The organism is Nocardia sp. NPDC058176 (assembly GCF_042883805.1).
Taxonomy (GTDB): domain Bacteria; phylum Actinomycetota; class Actinomycetes; order Mycobacteriales; family Mycobacteriaceae; genus Nocardia.
Genome location: NZ_JBHVVA010000003.1, coordinates 436229 through 454460, shown reverse-complemented (window position 1 = coordinate 454460; position 18232 = coordinate 436229). Strand labels below are relative to the sequence as shown.

The 18232-nt window shown below is 69.9% G+C and carries 5 protein-coding genes; all 5 read left to right on the top strand.

From position 1 onward, the window contains the following. Positions 1 to 88 precede the first annotated feature (88 nt). The 5 genes from ACFVVM_RS20105 to ACFVVM_RS20085 are packed head-to-tail and all read left to right on the top strand — an operon-like array spanning position 89 to position 18215. The gene (locus ACFVVM_RS20105) at positions 89 to 14440 is read left to right on the top strand and encodes an amino acid adenylation domain-containing protein (RefSeq protein WP_387620238.1); all 14352 of its coding nucleotides are present in this window, start codon (positions 89 to 91) and stop codon (positions 14438 to 14440) included. Beyond that, entirely contained in the window at positions 14437 to 15447 is a 1011-nt protein-coding gene (locus ACFVVM_RS20100; protein ID WP_387620235.1) for an ATP-binding cassette domain-containing protein, read from the top strand. Before ACFVVM_RS20105 ends, ACFVVM_RS20100 begins: the two co-directional genes overlap by 4 nt. Beyond that, complete coding sequence (locus tag ACFVVM_RS20095; protein WP_387620232.1) at positions 15444 to 16262, top strand: ABC transporter permease; 819 nt, start codon at positions 15444 to 15446, stop codon at positions 16260 to 16262. Before ACFVVM_RS20100 ends, ACFVVM_RS20095 begins: the two co-directional genes overlap by 4 nt. After that, positions 16262 to 17074 carry an ABC transporter permease gene (locus ACFVVM_RS20090; RefSeq protein WP_387620229.1) on the top strand — a complete coding sequence of 271 codons (813 nt, stop codon included), beginning with the start codon at positions 16262 to 16264 and terminating at the stop codon, positions 17072 to 17074. The genes ACFVVM_RS20095 and ACFVVM_RS20090 overlap by 1 nt, the downstream gene beginning before the upstream one ends. 49 nt (positions 17075 to 17123) lie before the next feature. After that, a complete protein-coding gene (locus ACFVVM_RS20085) occupies positions 17124 to 18215 on the top strand; it encodes an ABC transporter substrate-binding protein (RefSeq protein ID WP_387620227.1) in 1092 nt (363 codons plus the stop codon). The last annotated feature ends 17 nt before the right edge of the window (positions 18216 to 18232 follow it).

The following is an 18232-nucleotide window of genomic DNA, read 5'->3' as shown; positions in this document are numbered from 1 at the left end:
CAGCGGCGAGTACTACCCACCGGGTAACTCGACGGTCGGGGACACACGGTGAACACCGAGATCCAGACATGAGAACGCAGGTCCGCTCATGATCCAGCATTCTTCGCCTGCGCCGGGCACGGTCGAAGTTCCCTTCCCCCTGTCCGCGGCCCAGCGCGGGATCTGGTTCGCCCAGCACATCGCGGGTGACACCCCCATCTCCATCGCCCAGTACGTCGAGCTGACCGGCCCGGTCGACCACGATCTGCTGACCGAGGCCGTGCGCCGGACCGGTCGCGAGTTCGGCACCGGCTACCTGCGCCTGGTCGAGGTCGACGGCCAACCGCACCAGCTCGTCGACCTGACCCTCGACGCCGACATCACCGAACTCGACCTGCGCGCCGAACCCGACCCCGAGCGCGCCGCGCACGCCTGGATGCGCGCCGAGTACTCCGCGACCCTGGACGTGGTGCGCGACCGCCTGGTCCGCCTCGCCATGCTGCGCGTCGGCGAGGACCGCTGGTTCTGGTATTCGCGGATGCACCACATCGTGCTGGACGGCATGGGCGCACTGGCGCTGGTGCAGCGCACGGGCGAGCTCTACAACGCCGCGCTCGAGGGCCGGGAGCCGCCGCGGTCCAAGGCCGAGCCGTTGCAGAAGATCGTCGAGGCCGATCTGGCCTATCGGACGTCCGACCGATTCGCCGCCGATCGTGAGTACTGGCGTGAGCACCTGACCGGCATGGCCGACCCGGTGAATCTCGCCGGCCGCGAGGCCGAGGTCGACAGTCATCCGAACCGTGTCTCGGGCGCGCTGCCCGCGGAAACCTCCGCCCTGCTCGACTCGGTGGCCGCGGCGGTGAACTCGGGGGTCGCGCCCACCGTGGTCGCCGCCTTCGGCGCCTATCTGGCCGCGATGACCGGCGCGCCGGAGGTGATCCTGAGTCTGCCGGTGTCGGCGCGGACCTCGGCGACGCTGCGCCGTTCGGGCGGCATGCTCGCCAATGTCGTCCCGCTGCGCGTCACCCTCGCGCCCACGACGACCGTGGGTGCGGCGATCCTGGCCGTGCAGAGCGAGCTGACCGGTGCGCTGCGACGGCAGCGGTATCGCCAGGAGGACATCGTCCGCGATCTCGGGTGGGCGATGGACGAGGCGGCCTCGTTCGGTCCCGCCGTGAATCTGATGATGGTGGACACCAGGATCGCGCTCGGCCCGGTGGTCGGGCGGCTGCACGTGCTCACCTCGGGCCTGATCGACGATCTGTTCGTCAATCTCTATCCCGGTGTCGGCGGTGAGAGCACCCACATCGACCTGCAGGGCAACGGCAATCTGTACGGCGAGGCCGAGCTGGCGGCGCATCACGAACGGTTCCTGCTGTTCCTGCATCGGTTTCTTGTCGCCGGTCCCGACGCCCCGCTGTCGACGGTGCCTGTCCTCTCGTCTGCCGAGCAGTCCCTCTCGGTCCCCGCCCGTGGTCCCGCGAGCCCCGAACCACGTACCCTGCCCGCGATCCTCGCCGGGGGTGCCGCGATCGACCCGGACGCGACGGCCCTGCGCTGGGGCACCGGCGACACGATGAGCTATCGCGAAGTCGACGACTACACCAACCGGCTGGCCCGTCTCCTGATCGCCGCCGGAGCCGGACCCGAAAAGGCTGTCGCCCTGTCCATTCCACGCTCGGCGGAGTCGGTGCTGGCCACGATCGCGGTGGCCAAGACCGGCGCCGCCTTCGCGCCGATCGACCCGACCTACCCGGCGGACCGTATCGAGCACATGATCGACGACAGCGGTGTGGTCGCGGGCTTGACCCTCGCGCATGCCCGAAAATCGTTGCCCGACAAGGTCGACTGGCTCACCCTCGACGACGAAACCACCCTCGGCCGCGTCGCCGCCCAGAATGCCGACGCGATCACCGACGCCGACCGCACGGCCGCGATCCACCTGGATCAGGTCGCCTATGTCATCTACACCTCCGGATCGACCGGCCTGCCCAAAGGCGTGCTGGTCTCCCACCGCGGCCTGGCCGGCCTGGTCGCCGGTTCGGGTGCCGGTTTCGGCATCGACGCCGATTCCGTTGTCGCCCATGCGGTGTCACCGAGTTTCGACATCTCCGTCGAGGAGATCCTGGTGACGCTCGCCGCGGGCGCCACACTGGCCGTGGTCCCGCCGTCGGCATACGCGGGCGAGGACATGGCGCAGGTGCTGCGCACGCATGGCGTCACCCATCTCAATGTCACTCCGGCCGTGGTCGGTTCGCTCGATCCGGCGACGCTGCCCGACCTGCGCACGATCGTGGTCGGCGGCGACGCGTGCCCGCCGGAGCTGGTGTCGAAGTGGGCCGGGCGCGCGCTGATCAACGGCTACGGACCCACGGAAACCACCATCACCACGACCCTGACCGAGCCGATGGTTCCCGGCACCCCGGTGACCATCGGCGGTCTCACCGATGGCGTGTCCGCCCTGGTGCTCGATCCCTGGCTGCGTCCGGTCCCCGCGGGGACGGTGGGTGAGCTGTATCTGGCCGGACCGGGTGTCGCGCGGGGCTATCACCGGCGCACCGGGTTGACTGCGAGCCGTTTCGTCGCGAATCCACACGCGCCCGGCCACCGGATGTACCGCACCGGCGACCTGGTCCGATGGTCTGCCCCCGGCGACCGATTCACCCTGGAATACCAGGGCCGCAGTGACTTCCAGGTGAAGGTCCGCGGCTACCGGATCGAACTCGGCGAGATCGATGCCGCCCTCCAGCGGCTGCCCGAGATCGATTTCGCCATCACCCTCGGCGTCGAGAGCCCCACCGGCGCGACCGCGCTCGTCGCCTACCTCACCACCGAGTCAGACGCCGAGGTCCACCCCGAAGCGGTGAAAGCCGCCGTCGGCGAACATCTTCCGTCCTACATGGTGCCCGCGGTGATCATGGTTCTCGACCAGCTGCCGCTCACCCCACTGGGCAAGGTGGACCGCAAAGCCCTCCCCGCACCGGATTTCACCGCTCGCGCCGTCGTCGGCCGCGCGCCGTCGACACCACGCGAGGAAACCCTCGCCGCACTGTTCGCCGAGGTCCTCGGACTGGACTCGGTCGGTGTCGACGACAGCTTCTTCGCACTCGGCGGCGACAGCATCGTCTCCATTCAACTCGTCTCCCGCGCGAAAGCCGCGGGCATCTCGTTCACCGCCCGCGACGTCTTCGAACGCAAGACCGTCGCCGCCCTGGCCGCCGTCGCCACCGAGACCGAAACCGACGTGGTCGAAGAACTCCCCGGCGGCGGCATCGGCCCGGTGGAACTCACCCCGATCGTGCACGCGATGCTCGACGACGGCGCCCCCTGGGACCGCTACAGCCAAGCGGTCCTGATCGGCCTGCCCGAAGGAACCCGACGAGCCACCCTCGCCGCGGCCCTGCAAACCCTGATCGACCAACACGACGTCCTGCGCTCCACCCTGCGCAGGTCGGCCGACTCCTGGGAATGGGTTGTCGCCGAGCAAGGCTCGGTCGACGCCGACACCCTGATCGAGGTTGTGCGGACGGATGACCCCGGCACGCCGAACGAGATCGGCCATGCCGGTCACCGCACCGCCGACCCACTGGCCAGGCGCTCCCGATCCGGCTCCCGCACCGCCGAGTCACCGACCACCTCCGCCCGAGCCGACGCGGACACCGCCAAGTCACCGACAACTGCTGGGCGAGCCGACGCGGACACCGCCGACGAGGTGGGCGGAATCGCGCACGCCGCCGCACCGGCCGACACAGTTCGATCCGATTCCGATACCGTCGAACGTGCGCTACAGCGCGCCGCAGACCAGCTCGATCCCGCATCCGGAGTCGTCGCCCGCTTCGTGCTGATCGAGCGCTCGGACGACGGGCCACTCTGCTGGCTGGTTCTGCACCATCTGGTCACCGATGGGATCTCCTGGCGAATCCTGCTGCCCGACTTGGCCACTGCGGCCTTCGGTGGTGCGCTCGATCCAGTCGGCACCTCGTTCCGTCGCTGGGCACACGCGCAGCCCGAGCAGGCCACCGCACGCACCGCCGAACTTCCGGTGTGGCAACGCATTCTGTCGACTCCTGACCCCGCCTTCGGTACCACCGCTTTCGATCCGGCACTCGACACGGTCGCCACCATGGCGCAGTGCCAGTCCACGGTCCCCGCCGAGATCGCGCACACCGTCCTCACCACCCTGCCCGAGCAATTCCATTGCGGCGCTGACGATGTCCTGCTCACCGCGCTCACCCTCGCCGTGTCCCGCTGGCGCGAGCGCACCGGCGCCCTGCTCACCCTGGAAGGCCACGGCCGCGCCGAATCCCTGCTGCCCGGCGCCGATATCGCGCGCACGGTCGGCTGGTTCACCAGTGTCTATCCGGTGGCCGTCGACCTGGCCGGGATCGACCTCGATGACGCCTTCGCCGGTGGCGAGGCGGCGGGATCGGCGATCAAGGCAACCAAGGAGCAGCTGCGCGCGGTCCCCGATCGCGGCGTCGGCTACGGCCTGCTGCGCTACCTGAACGGTGAAACCGCCGCCGCCCTCGCCGACGCACCGACACCCCAGCTGAGCTTCAACTACCTCGGCCGCGCGGTCACCGGCGAGGGCCCCTGGCTGCCCCGACGTTTCGCCGCCACCAACAACGACGACGCGCCCTTGGCCGCCACCGTCGACATCAACGCCGTCCTCACCGATACGGGCCTCGATGTCACCTGGGCCTATGCGGGCAGGTTGCTCGGCGCATCCGACGTCCGCGAGCTGGCCGACCTGTGGTCGCGGGCCCTCGACGCACTCGTCACCCACAGCCGCACCACCCACGCGGGTGGCCGCACCCCATCGGACTTCCCCCTCGTCACCGTCGACCAGTCCCGGATCGACAGCTGGGAACGCACCCACCCGACACTCACCGACGTCTGGCCACTCTCACCCCTGCAATACGGCCTGCTCTTCCACGCCCTCTACGACTCCGACACCGCCGACGGCTACACCGTCCAATCCCTGCTCACCCTCGCAGGCACCGTCGACGCCACCCGCCTGCGCGCCGCCGCCCAGGCGCTGATCGACCGGCACGAGAACCTGCGCGTGGCCTTCGTCGAGACCGACGACGGCCCCCGTCAACTGGTCCTCGCCGCCGCCGAGATCCGCTGGCACGAAATCGATCTCACTACCATCGCCGACGAGGAACAACGTGCCCGCGAACTCGACCGGGTGATCGAGCTCGACGCACTGACCCGCTTCGACCTGACCCGTCCCCCACTGCTCCGCTTCACTCTGATCCGGACCGGCCAGGACACCTTCCGCCTCGTGATGACCAATCACCACCTGGTCCTCGACGGCTGGTCGACACCCCTGCTGGTCCGCGAACTCCTCACGCTGTATGTCACCGCGGGCGACGCGTCGATGCTGCCGCCCGCCCGGTCCTACCGCGAATTCCTCGCCTGGCTGACCCAGCAGGACGCGGACGCCTCCCTCATCGCGTGGAAGGAGTCCCTGGCCGGCATCGACACCCCGACCCGCGCCGTCCCCACGCTCGCCGGGATCGAGTCGACCGAGACGGCGATGCTCTCCCACGAACTGTCCCCGGCCGCGGTCGCGGAACTCGAATCCGCCGCCCGCGAGGCGGGTGCGACCGTGAACACCCTGGTCCAGGCGGCCTGGTCGATGCTGCTGGCCATGCTCACCGGCCGCACCGAGGTGGTGTTCGGCAGCACCGTGTCCGGCCGCCCACCGGAACTGCCCGGTGTCGAGGAGATGGTCGGCCTGTTCATCAACACCGTCCCCGTGCGGGTGAGCCTCGACCCCGCCGAGAAGGTCACCGACCTGCTCGCCCGGGTACAGGCCGAGCAGGCCCGGCTCATGGACCACCAGCATGTCGGCCTCGCCGCGATCCACCGTGCCGTCGGCCTGGCCGAATTGTTCGACACCCTCACCGTTTTCGAGTCCTACCCCATCGACCGCGAGGCGCTCTCCCAGGCCCTCGACATCGCGGGCATGCGGGTCCTCGACGTGGAAGGCACCGACGCGACGCCGTATCCGTTGAACCTCATGGTGATCCCACTGCGCGGCGACACCGGTGACGCCCTGCGCATCACGGTGAAGTTCATGGCCGATCAACTCGATCCCGCTGCCGCACAGTCCCTCCTGGACCGGTTCGTCCGCCTGCTCGGTCAACTCGCCGAGCACCCGCACGCCTTGGTCTCCCAGCTGCGGTATTGCGACGACACCGAATTGGCCACGCTGGCACCGGTGCACGGCCCGCCACCACTGCCCATGCGCACCCTGCCCGACGTCCTGACCGCGGGCGCGCGCATCGATCCCGCCGTGATCGCGGTCAGCTCGGGTGAGCTGCGCATGAGCTACGGCGAACTCGACGCCTGGTCCAACCGGTTCGCCCGGGTCCTGCTCGGTCGCGGGGTCGGTCCCGAAGTGTTCGTCGTCCTGGCACTGACCCGGTCGCTCGAATCGGTCGTCGCCGTATGGGCGCTGGCCAAGACCGGCGCCGCTTTCGTTCCACTGGACCCGAGCTACCCGGTCGAGCGCATCGAACACATGCTCACCGACTCCAAGGCACCGATCGGCGTCACCGTCACCGAGACCGGCGAAACCCTGCCCGGCACCATCGACTGGCTGCTGCTCGACGACCTCAACACCATCCGCCGCGCCATGCTGGTCTCCGACGCGCCGATCACCGATGCCGAACGCGGCGGCCCCCTCGACCTCGACCACACCGCCTACCTCATCTACACCTCCGGCTCCACCGGCAAACCCAAGGCCGTGCTGCTCAGCCACCGTGGCATCGCGAATCTCGTTGCCGCCCAGCAGGCGACGCTGACCCTCGACCCGACCGCCAGCGCCTTGCAGGTCGCCTCCCCCAGCTTCGACGCCTCCGTGTTCGAGATGCTCACCGCGCACGCGGCGGGCGGGCGCCTCGTGGTGTCGCCGCCGGAGGTCTACGGCGGCAGCGAACTCGAGTCACTGCTGCGCACCGAGCGGGTCACCCACGCGGTGATCACCCCGTCGGCGCTGGCCACGATGGAACCCACCGATCTCACCGACCTGCGGGTGCTCTCGGTCGCCGGTGAGGCAGCCACGCCCGAACTCATCGAGAAGTGGTCGGCGGGCCGGCGGATGGTGAACCTGTACGGCCCCACCGAGTTCAGCATCTGGGCCACCGGTCCCGCCGAACTCCGCGCGGGCGAGCCGGTCACCATCGGCGGACCGATTCGCGGCGCCGCGGTGGTCGTGCTGGACAGCTGGTTGCGGCCGGTCCCCGTCGGGATCCAGGGCGAGCTGTATCTGGCCGGACCCGCCTTGGCGCGCGGCTACTTCAACCGGTTCGAGATGACCGCGAGCCGCTTCGTCGCCAACCCGTTCGGCGCGGCCGGGGAACGCATGTACCGGACCGGTGACATGGTCCGCTGGGTCACCGGCGACGACGGGCTGACCCTGGAATACCTGGGCCGCAGTGATTTCCAGGTGAAGATCCGTGGCCTGCGTATCGAACTCGGTGAGATCGACGCAGTGCTCTCCCGCGACGACGAGGTCGAGTACGCGGTGACCATCGGCCGCGAGGGCCCGGCGGGTGCGACCGTCCTGGTGTCGTATGTCCTGCCCGCGCCGGGCATCGACCTCGACCCAGAGCGGCTGCGGGCGGGGGTGGCCGCCGAGCTGCCCGGCTACATGGTGCCCGCCGCTGTCGTCGTCCTGGACGAGATCCCGCTGACCCCCGTCGGCAAGCTGGACCGCAAAGCCCTTCCGGTACCGGACTTCTCGGCCGCCCAGCGCGCCTACCTCGCCCCGCGCACACCGATCGAGCAGTCCGTCGCCGAGGTGTTCGCCGATGTCCTCGGCAGTGACCGGGTCAGCGTCGACCAGTCCTTCTTCGAACTCGGTGGCAACTCGCTGAGCGCGACAAAGGTTGTCGCCCGGGTGAATTCGTCCCTCGGCGCCACCATCGCCCTGCGCGATCTGTTCGACGCCCCGACCGTGGCCCAACTCTCCGCACGGATCGTCCCCGCCGCCGAGGGCGCACCCGGCCGCCCCGCTCTCGCACCGCGCGTCCGCCCCGACCGCATCCCTCTCTCCCCCGCCCAACAGCGCATGTGGGTCCTCAACCAACTCGACCCCGACTCCTCCGCCTACAACATCGCCATCGCCCTCCGCCTCACCGGCGACCTCGACGTCGACGCCCTGCGCCGAGCCCTCACCGACGTCATCACCCGCCAGGAATCCCTCCGCACCCGCTACCCCGCCGACGCCGATGGCCCCCGCCAGGTGATCGTCGGCATCGACCCCCCTGCCATGCCCCTGATCGACACCGAAGACGGCGCCCCCCTGCGTGATCGAATCAACGCCCTCGCCGCCACCGGCTTCGACCTCACCCGTGAACCCCCATTGAGAGTCGGTCTGTTCCGACTCGACGCCGACGCGCCCGAGGCAGCTCCCGTCACCCCCATTCCCGGCTCCCCTGCCGAGCAAACGCACCCACGTCACTCGGACGCGCCGACACATGCTGGCCTCGCCACCGAGGCCCAGCGGGGCGCCGGGGACTCGGGGCCCGATGGCCCGCGCGACACCTGTTCCGCCTCGCATGCCGACGGCCCGACACCGGTGCACGTTGTCGTTCTCGTGGTGCACCACATCAGCGCCGATGGTGCGTCGATGGCACCGTTGGCGGCCGATCTGGTGGCTGCCTACTCGGCGCGGGTGTCGGGCGAAGCACCCACCCGGCCACCGCTCACCGTCCAGTACGCCGACTTCGCCCAGTGGCATCGTGAGCTGCTCGGGAGCGCGGCCGATGCGGAATCCCTGGCAGCACAGCAGATCCGGTACTGGCGCGAGACGCTCGCCGACGCGCCGGACGCCCTGGAACTGCCCACCGACCGCCCCCGCCCGGCCGTCCAGTCCATGCGCAGCGACGACATCGATTTCTCCCTCGACGAGCAGACACACCGCGCCCTGGTCGACTTCGCCGCGGCGAACAACGTCAGCGTGTTCATGGTGGTCCACGCCGCCCTCGCGGTCCTGTTGGCCCGGCTCGGTGGCACCTCCGACATCGTCATCGGCACGCCGGTCGCCGGTCGCGGCGAAGAAGCACTCGACGACCTGGTCGGCATGTTCGTGAACACCCTCTCCCTGCGGACACCCGTCGACCCAGGGACCGGATTCCGCCAGCTCCTCGCCACGGTCCGCACCACCGATCTCGACGCCTTCGCCCACACCGACGTCCCCTTCGAACAGCTCGTCCAAGCCGTCGACCCCACCCGCTCGACCGCCCACCACCCCCTGTTCCAGGTCTCCCTGTCCCTGCAGAACTTCATCGAACCGGTCCTCGAACTCCCCGGCCTCCGTTTCGAAGTCGAGGATTTCGACCGCCGCTCCTCCGCCTTCGACCTCACCCTCGACCTCCGCGAACGCTTCGACCACACCGGCCCCACCGGCATCGAAGCCGTCCTCACCTACGCCACCGACCTCTTCGACGCCCCCACCATCACCTCCTTCGCCACCCGCTGGCAGCAGGTACTCACCACCGTCCTCACCGACATCGACATCCCCCTCGCCGACATCGACATCCTCGCCGAATCCGAACGCACCGAACTCATCCCGGTCCGCGGCCCCGCCACCACAGGCACAACCACCCTGCCCCACCTCCTCACCACCACCGCCAAATCCTTCCCCGACCACCCCGCCCTCATCTCCGACACCACCCGGACCCAGTCCGCACCGCCCCCTGACACCGCAACCAACCCGAAGCAGTCAGCACCGGCACCCACCTACGCCACGGCCGGCCCTGACCAACCCATACCGGCCTCCAACACCTCCACTCCGACCCCGACCCATCCTGTTTCGGCCCCCGCCGCCTCCACAGCCGACCCTGACCAGCGCACATCCGCGATCTCCACTGACGGTCCGCACCGTCCCGAACACACCCCGAACACCGCCACCCCAGGCCACATGGCGCCGGACATTGCGCCGCCGCTTTCCTCGGGCGAGGAGCCCCTGAACTCCACCACCGCCCCAGCAGCTACGCCGAACCAGCCCGGCCTTCGCCCCTCCGCCGACGGCCTCCCCACCGACCGGCCCACCCGACCTTCCCCCACCAGCGCCGGCTCCGCGCAGCAACTCGCGCCGGACTCCGAAACGACCACCTACCGCAACCTCGACGCGCACTCCAATCAGCTCGCCCGTTTGCTGATCGAAGCCGGTGCCCACACGGAAACCGTTGTCGCCCTGGGCCTCCCGCGCTGCGCCGAACTGCACATCGGCATCTGGGCCACAGCCAAGTCGGGTGGGGCGTTCCTACCGGTGGACCCGAAGCATCCGGCAGACCGCATCGAGCACATGCTCACCGATTCCGGTGCGCGCGTGGGCATCACCCTTGCCGAGTACCGACCTCAGCTCCCCGACACGACCCGGTGGCTGGTCCTCGACGACCCGGAGATCGCCGCGCGCCTGCGCACCACCAGCGACGCCCCACTCACTCCCGCCGACCTCCCGGTGCCGATCAGGCTCGAGAACCCGGCCTGGATGATCTACACCTCCGGCTCCACCGGCACCCCGAAGGGCGTCACCGTCACCCACCGCGGCCTGGCCGACCTGGTGGCCGCCCAGCGCGCCGACCTCGGCCTGGACGAGAATTCCCGCGTCCTCCAGGTTGCCTCCCCCAGCTTCGACGCGTCGATCTTCGAAGCCCTGATGGCCTTCGGCTGCGGTGGCGCCTCGGTCATCGCCCCACCCGACGTCTTCGGCGGCGCCCCACTCGCGGAACTCATCGCCGCCGAGCAGATCACCCACATGGTGATCACCCCGTCCGCGCTGGCCACCATCGATCCGGCCGAGGTGTCGAGTGTGCGGGTACTCGCGGTGGCCGGTGAAGCCGTCGGCCCCGACCTCGTCGCCCGCTGGTGCGGTGGCGTCGACGGCCGAACGATGGTCAACCTGTACGGCCCAACCGAATACACCATCTGGGCAACAGGTTCCGAACCACTGTCCGCCACCGAACCCGTCACCATCGGCACCCCGATCCGCGGCGCGGCCACCCTCGTCCTCGACGACCGCCTGCACCCGGTCCCCGTCGGCGTAGCGGGCGAACTCTACCTGTCAGGCACCGCCCTGGCCCGCGGCTACCACGCCCGCCCCGCCCTGACCGCCGCCCGATTCATCGCCAACCCCTACGGCGAACCCGGCGAACTCCTCTACCGCACCGGCGATCTAGTCCGCTGGACCCGCCACTCGACCCCACCGCCCGACACCACCGCCACGCCAGACGCTCCCACCACAGCCGTCCCCACGTCGGCCGACCCCACCACAGCCACCACGGCCACTCCCACCGCAGTACCCACAACGGCCGTGCCCACCTCGGCTGCCCCCACTACAACAGCCGTCCCCACATCGGCCGACCCCGCCACCGCCACCACGGCCGCTCCCACCGCAGTACCCACAACGGCCGTTCCCACCTCGGCTGCCCCTACCACAGCTGCGCCGACGACGGCCGTTCCCACCTCGGCCACCACTATCTCGACCGCCCCCATCACAGTTGTCTCCAACACGACCGCCCCGACTACCTCCGTCTCCACCGCTACCGGCCCGCTGACCCTGGAATACCTGGGCCGCACCGACTTCCAGGTGAAGGTCCGCGGGCAACGCATCGAACTCGGCGAGATCGACGCGGTGCTGAGCGGCATCGATGGCATCGATCTCGCAGTGACACTGGGTGTTCCGGGCCCAACCGGCGCCACCGCACTGGCCGCCTACCTGGTGCGCCTACCTGGCGTCGACCTCGACATCGCGCGAGTACGCGCCGAAGCCGCCGACATCCTGCCCGCGTACATGGTCCCGGCAGCCTTCGTCGTCCTCGACGCCATCCCCGTCAACGCCGTCGGCAAACTCGACCGAAAAGCCCTGCCGGACCCGGTGTTCGCCACCGATGACACCCCCTACCGCGCCCCGCAGACACCCACCGAACACCTCCTCGCCGAGATCTACGCCGAACTCCTCGGCCGCGAACAGGTCGGCGTCGACGATTCGTTCTTCGCACTGGGCGGCGACAGCATCCTGGCGATCCAGCTGGTCACCCAGGCGAAACTGCGCGGCCTGCACTGCACACCACTACAGGTGTTCGAGCACCGCACCGTAGCGGCCCTCGCCGCCGCCGTCGACGCCACCGGCACGGTCGAAGCCCTCGCGGAACTGCCCGGCGGCGGCACCGGAGACCTCCCGCTCACCCCGATCGTCCGCTACATGATCGAACGCGGCGGCAACTTCGACCGCTTCGCCCAAACCGCCGTACTCGACCTGCCGGTGGGCATCGATCGCGCGCAACTGCGCACCACCCTCACCGCCGTGATCGACCGGCACGACATGCTCCGCGCCCGCCTGTGGTCCACCGACGACGGCTGGCAACTGCGCGTAGCCGACCCCGGCTCGGTCGACGTGGACGCCCTCATCCACCGCACCACCTTCGACGCCACCACCGACCCGGTCGAACTCCGCGAATACGCCCGCACCGAACTCGATTCCGCGATGAACCGCCTGCACCCGGCCGACGGCATCATCCTGCAATTCGTCTGGCTCGACCCCGTCGGCGACGCGGGCACCCACACCCGACCGGGCAAGCTGATCGTCGTCGCGCACCACCTCGCCATCGACAGCGTCTCGTGGCGAATCCTCGTGGAGGACTTGATCGCCGCCTGGGCACAGGTCGCCGCGGGTACCACTCCTGTCCTGGCCGAGACCAGCACTTCGATGCGCCGCTGGTCGCATGCGCTCACCGAACAGGCCAACGCCGAGCAGCGCCGCACCGAACTCGCCTACTGGCAAGGCATCGTGAATGGCCCCGACCCCCTGCTCGGCGCCCGGAGCCTCGACCCCGCCATCGATCAGGTGCACACGGTGCGCCGCTTCGAGATCGGAGCCGACGAGGACGTCACCGCCGCACTACTGACCACCCTGCCCCGTCTGTTCCACGGCAGCGTCACCGACGCCTTGTTCGCCACCCTCGCCCTGGCCCTTGTCCGGTGGCGCGCCCGCAGAGGTATCGACGAACACTCGGCCATGCTGCGCCTGGAAGGCCACGGCCGCCAGGAGGAAGTCGTGCCCGGCGCCGACCTGTCCCGCACCATCGGCTGGTTCACGAACCTGTACCCGGTGCGCCTCGACCTGGCCGATGTCGACATCGCCGACGCCTTCGCGGGCGGCCCCGCCATGGGCGCGGCCATCCGCGCGGTCAAGCACGACCTCCTCGAAGTGCCGGACAAGGGCATCGGCTTCGGTCTCCTGCGCTACCTGAACCCCGAGACCGCCGCCCAGCTCCCGACCGCACTCCCCGGCCAGATCTGCGTGAACTACCTCGGCAGACACACCTCCGTCGAAACCCCCACCGGCCTGGAAGGTCTCGGCTGGCTCCCCACCGACGAACTCGGCGACCTGGAGGCGACCGAACACTCCGACGTCGCGATCATGTCGCCGATCGACATCAACGCCATGGTGACCGGCAACCGCCTGCATGCCGAATTCAGTTATGCGGCAAACCTCTTGAATCGCGACGAGGTCGCCGAACTCGCGGACCTGTGGGTCGACGCGCTCGGTGCCGCCACAAGATTCGCCGAAACCCCTGCGGCCCAATCCGCTTCGGCCGACGAAGCCGCCGCCATGGCTGCCCGGACAGCCACCCCCGCAGGCCCCACCGGCCTCGGCCTCGACGTGCTCCTCCCGATCCGCCCCGACGGCGATCGCCCCGCCCTGTTCTGCGTCCACTCCTCCTCCGGAATGTCCTGGAGCTACCTGGGTTTCGCCGAACATCTCCGGCCAGGCCGACCGATCTACGGTCTGCAAGCCCCCGACCTCAGCGGCCGCGAACCCCCAGCCCGCTCCATCGAGGAATTCGCGCACCGCTATGTCCGCGAGATCCGCACGGTCCAGCCGAGCGGCCCGTATCACCTGCTCGGTTGGTCCTTCGGCGGACTCATCGCCCAGGCCATGGCGGTCGAACTGGCCGCCGAGGGCGAACGGGTCGGCGTCCTCGCCCTGCTCGACACCGACACCGCCGACATCGACGGCGACAGCATCGAGCGCCTGACGGCGGGCCAGTTCATCAACACCTTCGGCGCCATCTTCGGCATCGACGACGTCTCCGCCGAGGCCACCGCCGAGGAAGCGGCCGCGATCATCACCGAGCGGCTCGGCGGCGTGGAACTCCTCGACGCCGCCACCATCGAACGCATGGCGGGCTCCTACAACGCCTCCGCGGGCACCCGCACCGGCTATCGGCGCCCGGTCTACGACGGCGACATCCTCTATTTCCGCGCCACGGTCGATCCCTCCGAATACATGGGCCCCGACGGCTGGCGGCCCTACGTGACCGGCGAGATCGTCACCCACGACGTCGCGGTGTCCCACGACGACCTGACCAATCCCTACGCACTGTCGGCCATCTCGCCGGTGCTCGACGACCACATGGAAGCAGGAGACCGGATATGAGCGTCGAACCCACTCTCGCGCACAGCGATTCGCGAACCGGCGGCGTCGTCGTCGAGGGGATCGAGAAGTCCTTCGGCGAAGTCCGTGCCCTGCGCGGTGTCGATTTCACGGCGGCACCCGGTGAGGTGCTCGGCATCCTCGGCCCCAACGGCGCGGGCAAGACCACCATGGTCAACATCCTGTCCACACTGATCAGCCCCGATCGCGGGCGGGCGGTGGTCGCCGGACACGATGTCGTCGCCGACCCGGCGGCGGTCCGCAAACGCATCATGCTGACCGGCCAGTACGCCGCGCTCGACGACATGCTCAGCGGCTACGAGAACCTCGTCATGTTCGGTCGGCTGATGGGTCTGCGCAAACCCGCCGCCCAGGCCCGCGCCCGCGAACTCATCACCGAATTCGCGCTCGAACACGCCGCGAACCGGCGCGTCGGCACCTACTCCGGCGGCATGCGGCGCCGCATCGACATCGCCTGCGGACTGGTGGTCCGTCCGGATGTGGTGTTCCTCGACGAGCCGACCACCGGCCTCGACCCTCGCAGCCGCCAGGGCGTCTGGGATCTGGTGAAGAGCTTCAAGACCGCCGGGATCACCACCCTGCTCACCACCCAGTACCTGGAGGAGGCCGATGCCCTCAGCGACCAGATCATCGTGATCGATCACGGCGTGGTCATCGCCTCCGGCACCGCCGACGAGCTCAAACACCGCACCGGCGGCAGCTATTGCGAAATCGTGCCGCTGGACCTCGACGGCCTGCCCGCGATCGTCTCGGCGCTCGGTCCCCTGCTCCCGGCCGAGAACCTGGCCGCGCTCACCCCGGAATCGGATCGCATCACCATCCCGGCCCCCGACGGCGCCAAAACCCTCGCCGAAGCCCTGCGACGCCTCGACAGCGCCTCGGTCGAACTCGTCGACATCGCCCTGCGGCGCCCCTCACTCGACGACGTGTTCCTCCAGCTCACCGGCCACCTCGCCAGCACCGAGACGCAACCGGAGCCGGTCGCATGACCGCCACCACCTGGCACACCCACACCCGCGCCACCCCGGACACGGTGCAGCAGTGGTGGGTGCTGACCACCCGCCTGATCGTGCCCTCGGTCAAGACCGGTGAGGTGCTGGCCTCGGTACTCGCCCCCGCGGCGTTCACCGCCAGCTTCTACATTCCGCTCAAGACCGTGATGATGTTCTCCGGCAACGGTTTCAGCAGTTACGCCCAGTACATGATGCCGCTGGTGATCCTGCAGGCCGCCGCGTTCACCGCCATCTCGGCCGCCTTCCGCTCGGCCACCGACTCCGTCGCCGGACTCAACCGCCGCTTCGGCGCCATGCCGCTGCGCCCGCTGGTCCCGGTGGCGGCACGGATGTCGGCCAACCTGTTCCGCCTGCTGATCTCCCTGGCCGCGGCCATCGCCGCCGGATACGTCATCGGCTTCCGCTTCCGGCTCGACGCGCTGCACACCCTCGGATTCCTGGCGTTCTCGCTGCTCATCGGCCTCGCCCTCACCCTCGGCGCGGACGTGATCGGCACGCTGTCGAAGAGTCCGGAGGCCACCTCCCAGGCGCTGGTGCTGCCGCCGTTGATCTTCGGCATGCTCTCGACCGGTCTGGCACCGGCGAGCCAGTTCCCGGAGTGGATCCAGTGGTTCGTCCGCAACCAGCCGGTCTCCCAGTTCGCCATCGGCCTGCGCGCGCTGGCCGGTGACACCGCGGGCAATGCCGGGACGGTGAGCTGGTCGCTGATGGGCCCGTCGCTGCTGTGGCTGGCCGCCATCGTGCTGATCTGCACGCCCGTCGCCATTCGCCTGAGTTCGAGGAGGGCGTGATGTCGCTGCTCGCCACCCGCGCCGGTGACACCGCGGGCGAGACCTCACCGGCCGCGCTGGTCCGGCACACCCTGATCCAGACCCAGCGCCTGCTGCTGCGCTGGGCGCGCAATCCGATCACCTTGCTCGAGACCCTGCTCATCCCGTGCCTGCTGCTGCTCATGCTCGACATCGTGGTCGGCGGTCAGATCGAGCGCTTCACCGGTGACGACGCGCTCTACGGCTCGGTCCCGATGGTGGCGCTGGTCGGCGCGCTCTCCGGTGCCGTCGCCAGCGGGGTCCTGCTCGGCCGCGAACGCGACGCGGGCCTGCTCGCCCGATTCTGGGTGCTGCCCGTGCACCGGGCCTCCGGCCTGGCCTCGCGCATCCTCGCCGAGGGCTGCCGCATCCTGCTCGGCACCATCGCGGTGCTGATCGTCGGCTTCCTGCTCGGCTTCCGATTCCATCAGGGACCGCTGGCCGCCGTCGTGTTCTTTTTCGTGCCGGTGATCTTCGGACTCGCCTTCGCCACCATCGTCACCGCGGTCGCCGTCTACACAGCGAAGGCCTCCCTGGTCGAGGGCATCACCATTCTCACCTCGCTGATGATGTTCTTCAGCACCGGATTCGTCCCGCTGGTCGCCTTCCCCGCCTGGATTCAGCCGGTCGTGCGCAATCAACCGATGTCGGTGGCCGTCGATGCCATGCGCGGCCTCGCCGACCAGGGCCCCATCGCCCGCCCCCTGACCATGACGCTGCTCTGGTCCGCCGGTGCGGTCCTGCTGTTCGCCGTTCCCGCCGCCATCGGCTTCCGGCGGGCCAGCCGCCGGTGAGATCGGCCCGCGGGCTCCGCACCACCGGCTACGCAGTACCCTCGTGCGCATGCCGGTGAGCGCCCGAGAACGCACCCGATCCCGTCGCACCGCCGAGCCGGGCGCCCGTACCCGCTCGCGCGGCATCGTCGCCATCGCCACGCTGCTGTGCGCCGCCGTGTTCGCCGCGGGGTGCGCGGACAAGGCCGACGACGCGAGCACGATCGTCCGCACCACCACCAACATCGCGGGCGCCGGTGTGGTCGGCGCCGACCGCGACACCGCCACCGCCTGCCCGACGCCGAGCGCACCCGACCCCGGTGGTGCCACCCGCACCGTCACCCACACCGCCGGTGTCACCGAGGTGCCCGCCGACCCGCAGCGCATCGTCGTGCTGACCAGTTCGGCACTCGACGCGGCCTGCGCGCTGGGCCTGTGGGAGCGCGTCGCGGGTGCGGTCACCCTCGACGGCGAGCGCCCGCAGCCGATGTACCTCGGCTACGGCGTGCTCGAGGTGCCGAGCGTCGGCCCGATCGGCCAACCCGACCCGGCGCGCATCGCCGAGTTGAAGCCCGACCTGATCCTCGGCGACATCCCCCCTGCCGCAGGCGGTTACGACGCGCTGAAGCAGATCGCGCCCACCGTGCTCATCGGTGACGGCGGCAGCTGGCAGTCCGATTTCGCCGCCTACGCCGCGGGAATGAACCGCGCCGACGCGGGCACCGCCGCCCTGCGGAGCTACCTCACCGAGGCGCACGGCCTCGGCGACGCGCTCAACGCCACCCAGTCACAGGCCTCGGTCCTGCGCTTCACCCCCGACACCATCCAGGTCCAGGGCACCGAAACCTTTGCCGCCCAGGTGCTCTCCGATGTCGGCGTGCAGCGCCCGACCGCCCAGCGCGGGGAGTCCTTCGACATCGTCGGCGCCGACCTCGCCACCAAGGCCGAGGGCGACATCATCTACGTGATGTTCGCGGGCCCCGACGGTGAGGAACACGGCAAGCGGGTCCTGCGCTCGACGGACTTCGAGGAGCTCGGCGCCGCGACCGACCGCCGCGTCTTCGCCGTCGACGACAGGATCTGGCACACCACCGGCCTCACCGCCGCCCGCGCCGTCCTGACCGACCTGAGCAACAGCCTCAACGGCTACGTCACCGACTGATCGCCGCGCTCCCAGCG